Consider the following 13,295-nt stretch of genomic DNA (forward strand, 5'->3'; position numbering starts at 1 on the left):
AAGGGGTGACGCCGGCCGCTCTGCCAACGGTTATCGCACAGTCTTGTGCTCCGAGGCAAGTGGTATCGGTGGCGCACTGGCCCGAGCGCAACGGATTCAGCGAGGGGTTACAGTATGCGCAACGGAATTCGTATCACGGGCGGCCGGCCTGGTCGGCGGGTGCCTGCCCTGTGACCCGGCGGGTGTGGTCGCGCCCCGCTGTCGAGCTGCCCCAAATATGAGCACCCGCCGCCGCCCGCCACGCCCCACGCCGCCCGCCGACGGTCGCCCCGCGCTGCCCGCCGCCGGCCACGCCCCGCGCCGCCCGCCGACGGTTGCCCCGCCCCGCCAGGCCCCGCGCCGGCCGCCGCCCGCCGCCCGCCGCGCCCCGCGCCGCCCCGCGCCCCGCGCCGCCTGTCGACGGCTGGCCCGCCCGCCGTCGGGCGTTGGTAGCGGGTTGATCCACTCCATATCGCCGATGTGGGGACTTGGGGCGAGGTTGATGCCGCGATATCGGGGATGTCGAGTGGATCAACCCGGCGGGGTCGGCGCGGCGCGGGGGGTGGGCGCGCGGGGGACGGTGGCAGAGCACCTTCGGGGCTGTTGCGGAGCGTCTTGGATGCGCGCCAACACGTCCACCGCAACACGCCGGTAGTCGGCGGACGCGGACACGGAGCGTGGCTACTGTGCGCCGCAGTGTGCACCTGGCTGGCAGGAGGATCCGGTGGCGAACGAGGCGTTGCGGGTGGCGATGGCCCAGGCGGGGGAGACGGTCGAGTCGCTGGCCGAGAAGGTCGACGTCCATCCGAAGTCGGCGGCGCGGTGGCTCGCCGCGGGCGCATTCCACACCCGCGTACCCGGGTCGCGGTTGCGGAGGTGCTGCGCCGGGACGCCGCCGACCTCTGGCCCGAGCCGTTCCGCCGCCGCGACCTGCCGTGGTTTCGCCCCTGGGCCGAGCTCGAACAGGACGCCACCTCGATCCGGTCCTATCAGCCGCTGCTGGTGCCGGGCCTACTCCAGACCGAGGGGTACGCCCGCGCGGTGCTGGGCACCGGCGGGCTGGTCGCGCCGGCCGAGGTGGACCAGATCGTGACGAGCCGGTTCGAGCGTCAGTCCGTCCTCGCCGCTGACAACCCACCGCAACTCGTTGCGGTGATCGACGAGGTGGTGCTTCGCCGACCGGTCGGCGATGGATCGGTGATGGCCGGACAACTGGCACATCTCGTGGCGGTGGCTGACTGGGAGCACGTGCAGGTCCGGGTGATTCCGGCCGACAGTCCGTGGCACACCGGGCTCGCCGGGCCCTTCGTTCTGGGCCGGCTGCCCGACGGGACGGAATTGGCGTATCTCGACAATCAGCTACGCGGTCAGGTCGTGACCGATCCCATCGACGTCGCTAGCCTGGGACGCAGGTGGGAGAGCGTCACCGGCGAGGCGTTCCCCCAACGCCGGTCGATCGAGCTGATCAGGGAAGTGGCCAAGACATGGACATGACCGACGCCCGCTGGCGTACCGCGACCCGCAGCAGCAACAACGGCGGCGACTGCGTTGAGGTGGCCGACAACCTGCCCGGCCGGGTGCTGGTCCGGGACAGCAAGGACCGCGACGGCGGCATCCTGACCTTCGCTCCGGCCGCCTGGGCGTCCTTCGTCGACGCTCTTCGCCAGACGACCCACTGATCCACTCCATATCGCCGAAACTGCGGTGTCAGGGCAGGGTTGATACGGCGACATCGGGGATGTCGAGTGGATCAAGGGCGTGTGTCAGGCCGTACCCCAGGTGTAGGTCTGCTTGCGCAGCTTGAGGTACACGAACGCCTCGGTGGAGAGCACCCCGGGCACCGCGCGCAGCCGTTGCAGGATCTCCAGCAGGTGGTCGTCGTTGCGGCAGACCACCTCGGTGAGCAGGTCGAACGACCCAGCGGTGATCACCACGTAGTCGACCTCCACCAGCTCGGCCAGCCGGTCGGCCACCGCCTCCAGGTCGCCGTCGGTACGCAGGCCGATCATCGCCTGCCGGGGAAAACCGAGCTGGAGTGGATCAGTCACCGCGACGATCTGCATCACGCCGGAGTCGAGCAGCCGCTGCACCCGCTGGCGGACCGCCGCCTCGGAGAGCCCGACCGCCTTGCCGATGGTGGCGTACGGCCGGCGGCCGTCCTCCTGGAGCTGTTCGATGATCTGTTTGGCCACGTCGTCCAGCAGAGCGTGATTGGCACCTTCACGGACAGCTACCCGTCGCCCGCCGGTGCCGTTCTCATGCTGTCGGTTCGTCATCGTCCGTTCCCCATGTCCCGAATCGTGATGTCGCGCGTGTGTCCCCGCGCAGTCTGGCGTATTTCGTCGTGCATCGCTATTCCCGCAACGGAATCCCTTGTAAGGGAGGTCACCTCATGTCAGGATCAGTCGTCCTTGGCACCTGACCTCCCGCCGGCGCGCCACCCCCGTCCCGCCCGCCGACGATGACCCCCTAGGAGTCGTCATGCGTACTCCCCTCCGGCCCCTCACCCGGCGTGGACTGCTCACCGGCACTCTCGGTTCGGCTGCGTTGCTCGCCGCTGGCGGCAGCCTCGCCGGCTGTGGCACCAAGGGTGCCCAGCAGACCGAGGCCGGCTGCGTCAGCGAGGACCTCTCCGGCACCGAGAAGAAGCTTGCCTTCTCCAACTGGCCGCAGTACATGGACGTGGACGAGAAGGACGAGTCCAAGCGGCCCAGCCTGGACGGGTTCATCACCAAGAGCGGCATCCAGGTCACGTACACCGAGGACATCAACGACAACAACGAGTTCTTCGGCAAGGTGCAGAACCAACTCGCGGCCTGCCAGAGCACCGACCGGGACATCATCGTGCTGACCGACTGGATGGCGGCCCGGATGATCCGGCTCGGCTGGATCCAGAAGCTCGACCCGGCGAAGATCCCGAACGTCCAGGCCAACCTGCTTCCGTCACTGCTCAACCGCTCCTTCGACACCGAGAACCGGATCTCCATCCCGTGGCAGTCCGGCCTCGCAGGGTTGGCGTACAACGGCAGTGTCACCAAGGAGCTGCGCACTGTGGACGAGCTGCTCACCCGCCCCGATCTCAAGGGCAAGGTGACGGCGCTCAGCGAGATGCGCGACACCATGGGCCTGCTGATGCAGTCCAACGGGCACGACCCGGCCAACTTCACCACGGCCCAGTTCGACGACGCGCTCAACAAGCTCAAGAAGGCCGTCGACTCGGGGCAGATTCGCAAGTTCACCGGCAACGACTACGCACCCGACCTGGCAAAGGGCGACATCGCCGCGTGCATCGGCTGGTCCGGCGACGTCATCCAGCTCTCCAGCGAGAACGAGAAGGTGCAGTTCGTCGCACCCGACTCCGGCGTGATGCTGTTCAGCGACAACATGATGGTCCCCAACAAGGCCACCCACAAGGGCAACGCCGAGGCGCTGATCAACTACTACTACGAGCCGGCCGCCGCCGCGACGCTCGCCGCGTACGTCAACTACATCTGCCCCGTCAAGGGCGCCCAGGCCGAGATGGAGAAGATCGACCCGGAGCTGGCCGCCAACCCGCTGATCTTCCCCGACGAGGCGCTGCTGTCGAAGTCCAAGGTGTTCATGGCCCTGGACGAGAAGCAGGAGAAGGAGTTCGAGGGCAAGTTCCAGCAGGTCATCGGAGCGTGACGGGGATGGCGCGCGAGACACCCGCCGGCGACCTGCGCCTGGCCAACCTCACCAAGCGGTTCGGCATCTTCACCGCCGTCGACGACCTCAGCCTGACCGTCCCGCAGGGCTCGTTCTTCGCCCTGCTCGGCGCGTCCGGCTGCGGCAAGACCACCACGCTGCGGATGATCGCCGGCCTGGAGGAGCCGACCAGCGGCCAGGTGCTGCTCGGCGACCGGGACATCGCCCGGCTGCGGCCGTACAAGCGCCCGGTCAACACCGTCTTCCAGAGCTACGCGCTCTTCCCGCACCTGAACATCTTCGAGAACGTGGCCTTCGGGCTGCGTCGGCGTGGCATCCGCTCGGTCGACAACGAGGTCATGCGGATGCTGTCGCTGGTGCAGCTCGACGACTACGGCAACCGACGCCCGGCCCAGCTCTCCGGCGGCCAGCAGCAACGGGTCGCGCTGGCCCGTGCGCTGATCAACCAGCCGCAGGTGCTGCTGCTCGACGAGCCGCTCGGCGCGCTCGACCTGAAGCTGCGTCGGCAGATGCAGATCGAGCTGAAGCGAATCCAGACCGAGGTGGGTATCACCTTCGTGCACGTCACGCACGACCAGGAGGAGGCCATGACCATGGCCGACACCGTCGCGGTGATGAACGCCGGCCGGATCGAGCAGCTCGGCACCCCGGCCGACATCTACGAGTTCCCGGCAACCGCCTTCGTGGCGAACTTCCTCGGCCAGTCCAACCTGCTCGCCGGCGAAGCCGCCGGCACCGGCGGCGGCGAGGTCGCGGTGACCGCGCACGGCGCGCGCTTCTCGGTGCCCGCCGGCCGCGCCCGGGCCGACCAGGGCCCGGTCCACCTGGGGGTACGCCCGGAGAAGCTCCACCTGGTCGGCTCCGCCGACCAGGTGCCCGCGGGCCACCAGCACGTCACCGGGGTGGTCACCGACGCCTCCTACGTCGGAGTCAGCACGCAGTACCTCCTGCGCACCGGCTGGGGCACCGAACTGTCGGTCTTCGCGGCCAACAGCGGTGCGGTGGCGCAGGTTCCGGTCGGCAGCGAGGCGGTGGCGTACTGGGATCCGCGGCACGCGTTCCTGCTGCCCCGGGACGCCGCCGACACCGATCGGACCTCCCCGGTGCTCGACGAGCCGGTGGGTGCGTCGTCGTGACCCTCCTGGCCCAGGTGCCCACCGGATCGGGGCAGCCGCCGCCCACGCCGCCGGCCGCCCGGTCCGGGAAGTACCGCCTGCTGCCGTACCTGCTGCTGCTGCCCGGCGCGGCCTGGCTGCTGGTCTTCTTCGGCGTGCCGCTGGTGCAGCTCGCCTCGGCCAGCCTCTACGACCCCAGCGGCTCGCTCTCCACCGGGTACGCGATGACCTGGGCGTTCGGCAACTACCCGGACGTGTTGCAGGCGTACTGGCCGCAGTTCCTCCGCTCGTTCGGCTACGCCGGCCTGGCCCTGGTGCTGGCGCTGCTGCTCGGCTACCCACTGGCGTACGCCATCGCACAGAAGGCCGGCCGGTGGAAGAACCTGCTGCTCGTCTGCGTGGTCGCGCCGATGTTCACCAGCTTCCTGGTCCGCACGCTGGCCTGGAAGACCATCCTGTCGGACAACGGCGCGCTGGTCGGCCTGCTGCGCGACGTGCACCTGCTCGCCCCGGACGGCCGGCTGCTGGCCACCCCGTTCGCGGTGGTGCTCGGCCTGACGTACAACTTCCTGCCGTTCCTGGTGCTGCCGCTGTACGCGAGCCTGGAACGGCTGGACTACCGGCTGCTGGAGGCGGCCAGTGACCTGTACGCCAGCCCGGTGCAGGCGTTCCGCCGGGTGACCCTGCCGCTGTCCATGCCCGGCCTGATCGCCGGCACGCTGCTGTTCTTCATTCCGGCCAGCGGTGACTACATCAACGCCGAGCTGCTCGGCACCCCGAACGAGTACATGATCGGCAACGTCATCGACTCGGCGTTCCTGGTCCGGCTGGACTACCCGCAGGGCGCGGCGCTGTCGTTCCTGCTGATGGCGGCGATCCTCGCGGTGGTCTTCGGCTACCTGCGCAAGGCCGGCACGGAGGAGGTTCTCTGATGAGAGTGTCCCGCTGGCTGGCCGACCGCTGGGTGATGATCGTGGCGCTGCTGGTGCTCGGCTACCTGGCGCTGCCGATCCTGGTGGTGGCCGGGCTGTCGTTCAACCGGCCGTCGAGCCGGCTGTCGTACGACTTCGACGAGTTCACCCTGGACAACTGGCGTCAGCCGTGCGCCACCTCCGACATGTGTGACGCGGTCGTCCGGAGTGTGCAGATCGGCTTCATCGCCACCGTGGTCGCCACCGTGCTCGGCACCCTGATGGCGTTCGCGCTGGTCCGGCACCGCTTCCGCGGCCGGTCCGGCATCAACGTGCTGATCTTCCTGCCGATGGCCACCCCGGAGCTGGTGATGGGCACCTCGCTGCTGGCCCTCTTCGTCTCCGCCGGGGTGCCGCAGGGCTTCTGGACCATCGTCATCGCGCACGTGATGTTCTGCGTCTCGTTCGTGGTGGTCACGGTCAAGGCGCGGCTGGCCGGGATGGACCGGCGGCTGGAGGAGGCCGCCATGGACCTCTACGCCAGCGAGTGGCAGACCTTCCGGCGGATCACGCTGCCGCTGGTGCTGCCCGGCATCGTGGCCGCCGCGCTGCTGGCCTTCTCGCTGAGCTTCGACGACTTCATCATCACGAACTTCAACGCCGGCACCACCGTCACGTTCCCGATGTACGTGTGGGGTGCCGCCCAGCGGGGCATCCCGCCGCAGGTCAACGTCATCGGCACCGCGATGTTCGCGATCGCGCTGCTGCTGGTCGGGCTCAGCTCGCTGCGCGGCCGGCGATCCCGCCGGGCCAACCTGCTGGCCGGCACGGCATCGGGCCGTCAGACGCGCCGGTCGTCATGACCCTGCCGCATACCGGCCGGGCGCTGGCCGACGCGGCGCCCGTGCCGTACTGGCTCGACCGCCCGGACCGCCCCGACCCGCTGCCGCCGCTCGCCGGCCCGCAGGACGCCGACCTGCTGGTGATCGGTGGCGGGTACAGCGGGCTCTGGGCCGCCCTGCTGGCGAAGCAGGCCGACCCCGACCGCGACGTGCTGCTGGTCGACGCCGGTACCTGCGGCTGGGCCGCGTCTGGGCGCAACGGCGGTTTCTGCGCGGCCTCGCTCACCCATGGGCTGGCCAACGGCGTCGACCGGTTCCCCGGTGAGATCGGCGAGCTGGAACGCCTTGGCCGGGAGAACCTGGACGCCATCGCCGCCACCGTCGCCGATTTCGGCATCGACTGCGACTTCGAGCGCACCGGGGAGCTGGCCGTCGCCGTCGCGCCGTACCAGGTGGCCGGGCTGGCCGCCGACGCGGAGCTGGCCCAGCGGTACGGCCACCACGTGCGGCTGCTGGACCGCGACGAGGTGCGCGCCGAGGTCAACTCACCGACGTACCTGAGTGGGATGTTCGACGCCGACCGGGTGGCCATGCTGGACCCGGCGAAGCTGGCGTGGGGGCTGCGCCGCGCCTGCCTCGACCTCGGCGTGCGGGTGCACGAGCACACCCGGGTCACCGGGCTGCGCGCCGACGGTGCCGCGCTGTACGCCAGCACCCTCGGCACCGATCCCGCCGACGCCGGTATGGCCGGTGCGCCGGCCGCAGGTCGGCCCGGGTCGGTGCGGGCCCGACGAATCGTGCTGGCCACCAACGCCTTCCCGCCGCTGCTGCGCCGGCTGCGGGCGTACCTGGTGCCGGTCTACGACCACGTGCTGATGACCGAACCGCTCACCCCGGCCCAGCGGGACGCGATCGGCTGGCGCAACCGGCAGGGGCTGGCCGACACCGGCAACCAGTTCCACTACTACCGGATCACGGCCGACGGGCGGATCCTCTTCGGCGGCTACGACGCGGTCTACCACTACGGCAACCGGGTAGCGCCGGAGCTGGAGCAGCGCCCGGCCACCTTCGCCGCCCTCGCCGCGCACTTCTTCACCACCTTTCCGCAGCTCGCCGACGTGAGCTTCAGCCACCGCTGGGGTGGCGTCATCGACACCTGCACCCGGTTCTGCCCGTTCTTCGGCACCGCGTACGGCGGCCGGCTGGCGTACGCGGCCGGCTACACCGGTCTCGGCGTGGGGGCCACCCGCTTCGCAGCCCGGGTACTGCTCGACCTGCTGGCCGGCGGGGACACCCCGCTGACCCGGCTCGACCTGGTCCGCAGCAAGCCACTGCCGTTCCCGCCGGAACCCGTCCGCGCGATCGGCATCAACCTCACCCGCTGGTCAATGGCCCGTGCTGACGCGCGCGACGGCCGTCGCGACCTCTGGCTCCGTACTCTCGATCGTCTCGGTTTGGGGTTTGATTCCTGATGCGTGTCCTCCTCGTCGGCGCCGGTGGCGTCGGCTCCGCCGCCGTAGCCATCGCCGCCCGACGCTCCTACTTCGAGACCATGGTGGTCGCCGACCACGACCCGGGCCGCGCCGAGCGGGCGATCGCCGGGCACGGTGACCGCTTCGTCGCCGCCCAGGTGGACGCCTCGTCGGCCGACGCGGTCGCCGCGCTCTGCCGGGAGCACCGGATCACCCACGTGCTCAACGCCGTCGACCCGCGCTTCGTCATGCCGATCTTCGACGGTGCGTTCGCGGCCGGTGCGGACTACCTCGACATGGCGATGTCGCTGTCGCACCCGCACCCGTCCCACCCGTACGCCGAGACCGGGGTGATGCTCGGCGACGAGCAGTTCGCGGTGTCCGATGCGTGGTCCAGGGCCGGTCGGCTGGCGCTCTGCGGCATCGGCGTCGAACCCGGCCTGTCCGACGTGTTCGCCCGGTACGCCGCCGACGAGTTGTTCAGCGAGATCGACGAGATCGGCGTCCGGGACGGCGCGAACCTCACCGTCGACGGCTACGACTTCGCGCCCTCGTTCTCCATCTGGACCACCATCGAGGAGTGCCTCAACCCGCCGGTGGTCTGGGAGAAGGATCGGGGCTGGTATACAACCGAGCCGTTCTCCGAGCCGGAGGTCTTCCACTTCCCCGAGGGGATCGGGCCGGTCGAGTGCGTCAACGTCGAGCACGAGGAGGTGCTGCTCATCCCGCGCTGGGTCAAGGCCCGCCGGGTCACCTTCAAGTACGGCCTCGGCGACGAGTTCATCGAGGTGCTCAAGACGCTGCACAAACTCGGCCTGGACGCTGCTTCCCCGGTCCGGGTGCGCGGCGTCGAGGTGTCCCCGCGCGACGTGGTCGCGGCCTGTCTGCCCGACCCGGCCACCCTCGGCGAGCGGATGCGCGGCAAGACCTGCGCCGGCACCTGGGTGCGCGGTCTCGGCCCCGACGGGCAGCCCCGGGAGGTCTACCTGTACCACGTGGTCGACAACGAGTGGTCGATGCGGGAGTACGGCCACCAGGCGGTGGTCTGGCAGACCGCGGTCAACCCGATGGTCGCGTTGGAGCTGCTCGCCACCGGCGTCTGGTCCGGCGTCGGCGTGCTCGGCCCGGAGGCGCTGCCCCCGATGCCCTTCCTCGACCTGCTGACCGCCTACGGCTCGCCGTGGGGAATGGAGGAGCGATGAGCCGCTACGGGGCCATGTACGGGCCGGACGTCACCTTTCTCGGGGTGGACCGGTGCACGCTCGACGACCCCGCCTCGTACGCCGACGCCGACGTGGTGATCATCGGGGCGCCCTTCGACGGCGGCACCTCGCACCGGCCCGGCACCCGGTTCGGGCCGTCGGCGATCCGCCAGGCGTGCTACCTGGCCCACGACGGCTCCCGCCCATCGCTCGCGCTGCGCGTCGACGCGCTCCGCGACCTGCGGGTGTACGACGCCGGCGACGTCGAGATGTTCTCCGGCGACATCGAACGCTCGCTGGCCGCCCTGGAAGCAGCGGTCTACGCCGCGTCATCCGCCGGTGCCATCCCGGTGGTGCTCGGCGGGGACCACTCCATCGCGCTGCCCGACGCCACCGGCGTGGCCCGGCAGCACGGGCACGGCCGGGTGTCGCTGGTGCACTTCGACGCGCACGCCGACACCGGCGAAATCGAGTTCGGCTCGCTGCACGGGCACGGCCAGCCGATGCGCCGGCTCATCGAGTCCGGCGCGGTACGCGGAGACCGTTTCCTTCAGATCGGGCTGCGCGGCTACTGGCCGGGCCCGGACATGCTGTCCTGGATGGCTGAGCAGCGGATGCGGTCCTACGAGATGACCGAGCTGGTCGCCCGCGGACTCGACACGTGCCTCACCGAGGCGTTCACGATCGCCGTCGATGAGTGCGAGGGAGTGTTCCTCTCCGTCGACGTGGACGTGGTCGACCCCGGGATGGCACCCGGCACCGGCACCCCGGAACCAGGCGGCCTGACCTCCCGGCAGTTGCTCGACGCCGTCCGCCGGGTCTGTTACGAGCTGCCCGTGGTCGGGGTGGACGTGGTCGAGGTCGCCCCGCCGTACGACCACGCCGACATCACCGCGTACCTGGGGAACCGGGTGGTCCTGGAGGCGCTCTCGGCAATCGCCCGCCGCCGCCGCGATGCCGCCGGTGGTTCACCATGGAACCCGAACCAACCCCTACTCGACGCCCGCTGACCAGCGGATTGACGGCAACCCGACACGTCAGGGCCCCAACCACGGACCTCCTTTGTGGATTACGCGCAACGGTGGTCGGTAAATGGTGATTCGCGGATCTGGTGCCCAGGTCGGCCGCACGATCAGCCCGCCCGGTTCGGCCAAGCGGATGCCTGGCCTGTCGTCCCGTCAGTGGTCCGCAACGTGTCGGTGGCAGGGCCGCCGCTCATCGATGGCCGGTGACGAGCGAACGGCGTAGGTGACGAGCGCGACGGCGGATATTGCACACAGTGTTTGCGACGACACTCATCGCCGTCACGATGCGACCACCGCCGAATCCTGGCCCGCCGCACCCGCCGTCGTTCGGTCGCGGGCCCCGCCCGCCCCGAACTGGTTCCGCCGAGCCAGTCCGGGCCGCCGCGTCGCCGTCGTCCTCGGTTCGATCACCCTGTCGATCCTGCTGCTCTGCTGCACCGGCACCGCCATCATCGGCGCGATGGTCGACGAGCCGACCCCGACCCGGACCGGCACCGCCGCCGAGGAGCCGCAGCAGCCCATCGTGGCGGCGCCCGCCGAGCCGACCGACGCGGCCGCCGCGCAGGACGCGTCGCCGGTGGCGGCACCCTCCGACTCCGCCGCGACCCCGCCGGCCTCGACCCCGTCCAGCGTCGCGCCCTCGCCGGTCGTGCGGGTGACGACCGTGACGGAGCGAGCCGTGGTCAGACACGGTGTTCGCACCGTGAAGGACTCGTCCCTGGCCGAGGGCAAGCGGGTGGTCCGGACCAAGGGTGTGGACGGCGTGAAGACGCTGACCTACCAGGTGACCACCACGGACGGGGTGCAGACGGGCAAGACGCTGGTCAAGTCCGTCGTGACGAAGCAGCCGGTGACCGAGGTCGTCGCCGTCGGCACCAAGAAGCCGCAGGCGAATTGCGACCCGAACTACAGCCCCTGCGTCCCGATCGCCAGCGACGTCGACTGCGCGGGCGGAAGCGGGGACGGCCCCGCCTACGTCAGCGGAACCGTCAAGGTCACCGGCAACGACATCTACCGCCTGGACAACGACAACGACGGCTACGGCTGCGACTGATCCCGTGCCGTGTCACTCGCGAGGTGGATGACTGGGTATAGAGCGTGATACCTCTGAGTCATATTGATGCCTCAGAGGTATCACGCTCTCCAGCCCGAGTGCTCCCGGCGCCCACGTCCCACCCGTGCCCGGCGTCGACGTCAGACGGCGAGGTGGGAGCGGATGAGGAAGCGGAGGCCGTCGGGGGCCTCCAGGGAGAAGCCACTGCCTCGGCCGGGGACCACGTCGACGGTCAGGCGGGTGTGCTTCCACAGCTCCCATTGGGACTTCGACATCCAGAACTCGACCGGCTCGGACACTCCGTCGACCGCGAGCGAGGCGAGCAGCACGTCGGACGAGCCGGTGCGGAACTCGCCCGCCGGGTAGCACATCGGGGCGCTGCCGTCGCAGCAGCCGCCGGACTGGTGGAACATCAGCGGTCCGTGCCGCTCCCGCAGCGACCGGATCAGGTCGGCCGCTGCGGGGGTCACGGAGACGAGGTTCATTAGAAGAAGCCGAGCTTCTGGGTGGAGTAGCTGACCAGCAGGTTCTTGGTCTGCTGGTAGTGCTCCAGCATCATCTTGTGGTTTTCCCGGCCGATGCCGGACTGCTTGTACCCGCCGAAGGCGGCGTGCGCCGGGTACGCGTGGTAGCAGTTGGTCCACACCCGGCCGGCCTGGATGGCCCGCCCGGCCCGGTACGCGGTGTTCATGTCCCGGGTCCAGACGCCCGCGCCCAGCCCGTACAGGGTGTCGTTGGCGGTCTTGACGGCGTCGTCGAGGTCGGCGAAGGAGGTCACCGAAACCACCGGACCGAAGATCTCCTCCTGGAAGATCCGCATCGAGTTGTCGCCCTCGAAGATCGTCGGCTCGACGTAGTACCCACCGGACAACTCGCCGCCCAGGTCCGCGCGGGACCCGCCGGTGAGCACCTTGGCGCCCTCCTGCCGACCGATGTCCAGGTAGGACAGGATCTTCTCCAACTGGTCGTTGGATGCCTGCGCCCCGATCATCGTGTCGGTGTCCAGCGGGTGCCCGGCGACGATCGCCTGCGTGCGCTCGACGGCTGCGGCGAGGAAGTCGCTGTAGTGACCCTGCTGGATCAGCGCCCGCGACGGGCAGGTGCAGACCTCACCCTGGTTGAGCGCGAACATGGTGAAGCCTTCGAGCGCCTTGTCGAAGAAGTCGTCGCGGGACGCGCTGACGTCGTCGAAGAAGATGTTCGGGCTCTTGCCACCCAACTCCAGGGTGACCGGCTTGATGTTCTCACTGGCGTACTGCATGATCAGCCGCCCGGTGGTGGTCTCGCCGGTGAACGCCACCTTGGCCACCCGGGACGAGGACGCCAGCGGCTTGCCGGCCTCCACGCCGAAGCCGTTGACGATGTTGAGCACGCCCGGCGGCAGCAGGTCCGCCACCAGCGACAGCCAGTAGTGGATGGACGCCGGGGTCTGCTCGGCCGGCTTGAGCACCACGGCGTTGCCGGCGGCCAGCGCGGGTGCCAGCTTCCAGGTCGCCATCAGGATCGGGAAGTTCCACGGGATGATCTGCCCGACCACGCCGAGCGGCTCGTGGAAGTGGTACGCCACGGTGTCGTCGTCGAGCTCGCCGAGCGAGCCCTCCTGGGCCCGGATGGCCCCGGCGAAGTAGCGGAAGTGGTCGATGGCGAGCGGGATGTCGGCCGCCAGCGTCTCCCGGATCGGCTTGCCGTTCTCCCAGCTCTCGGCGATGGCCAGCGATTCCAGGTTCTCCTGCATCCGGTCGGCGATCCGGTTGAGGATCAACGCCCGCTCGGCCACCGAGGTGCGGCCCCAGGCGTCGGCCGCGCCGTGCGCGGCGTCCAGGGCCTTCTCCACGTCCGGGGCGGTGCCTCGGGCCACCTCGGTGAACGTCTGCCCGGTGACCGGGGTGGGGTTCTCGAAGTAGTCGCCGCCGTGCGGCTTGACGTATTCGCCGCCGATGAAGTGGTCGTACCGGGACTGCCAGTGGGTGGGCGCGTCGTAGCGCGTCATGGTTACCTCCGCCGTCGT

General features: G+C 70.0%; 12 protein-coding genes and 1 pseudogene. 10 read left to right on the plus strand and 3 right to left on the minus strand.

Translation table 11 applies throughout. From position 1 onward, the window contains the following. Nucleotides 1-730: 730 nt before the first annotated feature. Nucleotides 731-1,473: pseudogene (locus OG470_RS12125) on the plus strand (DUF5753 domain-containing protein). Then, nucleotides 1,464-1,658, plus strand: a complete 195-nt coding sequence (locus OG470_RS12130) for a DUF397 domain-containing protein (protein WP_328423709.1) — start codon at nt 1,464-1,466, stop codon at nt 1,656-1,658. Before OG470_RS12125 ends, OG470_RS12130 begins: the two are co-directional and overlap by 10 nt. 84 nt (nt 1,659-1,742) lie before the next feature. On the opposite strand, the gene OG470_RS12135 is transcribed toward OG470_RS12130, so the two are convergent. Further along, nucleotides 1,743-2,255 carry an Lrp/AsnC family transcriptional regulator gene (locus tag OG470_RS12135; protein ID WP_328423711.1) on the minus strand — a complete coding sequence of 171 codons (513 nt, stop codon included), beginning with the start codon at nt 2,253-2,255 and terminating at the stop codon, nt 1,743-1,745. Nucleotides 2,256-2,460: 205 nt separating this feature from the next. Here OG470_RS12135 and OG470_RS12140 point away from each other — a divergent pair, with 205 nt between their 5' ends. From OG470_RS12140 to OG470_RS12175, 8 genes are all read left to right on the plus strand, one after another. Next, nucleotides 2,461-3,645 (plus strand): polyamine ABC transporter substrate-binding protein, encoded by a 1,185-nt coding sequence (locus tag OG470_RS12140; RefSeq protein ID WP_328423713.1) that lies wholly within the window; start codon nt 2,461-2,463, stop codon nt 3,643-3,645. 5 nt (nt 3,646-3,650) lie between these two features. Further along, nucleotides 3,651-4,802: an ABC transporter ATP-binding protein gene (locus OG470_RS12145; RefSeq protein WP_328423715.1), complete on the plus strand. Its 1,152-nt coding sequence runs from the start codon at nt 3,651-3,653 to the stop codon at nt 4,800-4,802. After that, a complete protein-coding gene (locus OG470_RS12150) occupies nt 4,799-5,713 on the plus strand; it encodes an ABC transporter permease (protein ID WP_328423717.1) in 915 nt (304 codons plus the stop codon). Before OG470_RS12145 ends, OG470_RS12150 begins: the two co-directional genes overlap by 4 nt. Continuing rightward, entirely contained in the window at nt 5,713-6,555 is an 843-nt protein-coding gene (locus tag OG470_RS12155; protein ID WP_328423719.1) for an ABC transporter permease, read from the plus strand. The genes OG470_RS12150 and OG470_RS12155 overlap by 1 nt, the downstream gene beginning before the upstream one ends. Continuing rightward, nucleotides 6,552-8,006 (plus strand): NAD(P)/FAD-dependent oxidoreductase, encoded by a 1,455-nt coding sequence (locus OG470_RS12160; RefSeq protein ID WP_328423720.1) that lies wholly within the window; start codon nt 6,552-6,554, stop codon nt 8,004-8,006. The genes OG470_RS12155 and OG470_RS12160 overlap by 4 nt, the downstream gene beginning before the upstream one ends. Further along, nucleotides 8,006-9,208 carry a saccharopine dehydrogenase C-terminal domain-containing protein gene (locus tag OG470_RS12165; protein ID WP_328423721.1) on the plus strand — a complete coding sequence of 401 codons (1,203 nt, stop codon included), beginning with the start codon at nt 8,006-8,008 and terminating at the stop codon, nt 9,206-9,208. Before OG470_RS12160 ends, OG470_RS12165 begins: the two co-directional genes overlap by 1 nt. After that, nucleotides 9,205-10,218, plus strand: coding sequence for an agmatinase (speB, locus tag OG470_RS12170; protein WP_328423722.1), 1,014 nt, complete (start codon nt 9,205-9,207; stop codon nt 10,216-10,218). Before OG470_RS12165 ends, speB begins: the two co-directional genes overlap by 4 nt. A 475-nt stretch (nt 10,219-10,693) precedes the next feature. Beyond that, nucleotides 10,694-11,287 carry a G5 domain-containing protein gene (locus OG470_RS12175; protein ID WP_328423723.1) on the plus strand — a complete coding sequence of 198 codons (594 nt, stop codon included), beginning with the start codon at nt 10,694-10,696 and terminating at the stop codon, nt 11,285-11,287. A 140-nt stretch (nt 11,288-11,427) separates the two neighbouring features. Here the strand turns inward: OG470_RS12175 and OG470_RS12180 are convergent, their stop codons facing one another. Both OG470_RS12180 and adh read right to left on the minus strand, forming a co-directional pair. Continuing rightward, nucleotides 11,428-11,772: a DUF779 domain-containing protein gene (locus OG470_RS12180; protein ID WP_328423724.1), complete on the minus strand. Its 345-nt coding sequence runs from the start codon at nt 11,770-11,772 to the stop codon at nt 11,428-11,430. After that, a complete protein-coding gene (gene adh, locus OG470_RS12185) occupies nt 11,772-13,277 on the minus strand; it encodes an aldehyde dehydrogenase (RefSeq protein WP_328423726.1) in 1,506 nt (501 codons plus the stop codon). The genes OG470_RS12180 and adh overlap by 1 nt, the downstream gene beginning before the upstream one ends. Between the last annotated feature and the right edge of the window lie 18 nt (nt 13,278-13,295).

This window comes from Micromonospora sp. NBC_00389 (assembly GCF_036059255.1).
Lineage (GTDB): Bacteria > Actinomycetota > Actinomycetes > Mycobacteriales > Micromonosporaceae > Micromonospora.

Excerpts from the sequence above, each read along its gene's own strand:
- OG470_RS12130 (WP_328423709.1), top strand. The coding sequence starts at position 1,464 with ATGGACATGACCGACGCCCGCTGGCGTACCGCGACCCGCAGCAGCAAC.
- OG470_RS12145 (WP_328423715.1), top strand. The coding sequence starts at position 3,651 with ATGGCGCGCGAGACACCCGCCGGCGACCTGCGCCTGGCCAACCTCACC.
- OG470_RS12140 (WP_328423713.1), top strand. The coding sequence starts at position 2,461 with ATGCGTACTCCCCTCCGGCCCCTCACCCGGCGTGGACTGCTCACCGGC.
- OG470_RS12165 (WP_328423721.1), top strand. The coding sequence starts at position 8,006 with ATGCGTGTCCTCCTCGTCGGCGCCGGTGGCGTCGGCTCCGCCGCCGTA.
- OG470_RS12160 (WP_328423720.1), top strand. The coding sequence starts at position 6,552 with ATGACCCTGCCGCATACCGGCCGGGCGCTGGCCGACGCGGCGCCCGTG.
- speB (WP_328423722.1), top strand. The coding sequence starts at position 9,205 with ATGAGCCGCTACGGGGCCATGTACGGGCCGGACGTCACCTTTCTCGGG.
- OG470_RS12155 (WP_328423719.1), top strand. The coding sequence starts at position 5,713 with ATGAGAGTGTCCCGCTGGCTGGCCGACCGCTGGGTGATGATCGTGGCG.
- OG470_RS12135 (WP_328423711.1), bottom strand. The coding sequence starts at position 2,255 with ATGACGAACCGACAGCATGAGAACGGCACCGGCGGGCGACGGGTAGCT.
- OG470_RS12175 (WP_328423723.1), top strand. The coding sequence starts at position 10,694 with ATGGTCGACGAGCCGACCCCGACCCGGACCGGCACCGCCGCCGAGGAG.
- adh (WP_328423726.1), bottom strand. The coding sequence starts at position 13,277 with ATGACGCGCTACGACGCGCCCACCCACTGGCAGTCCCGGTACGACCAC.
- OG470_RS12180 (WP_328423724.1), bottom strand. The coding sequence starts at position 11,772 with ATGAACCTCGTCTCCGTGACCCCCGCAGCGGCCGACCTGATCCGGTCG.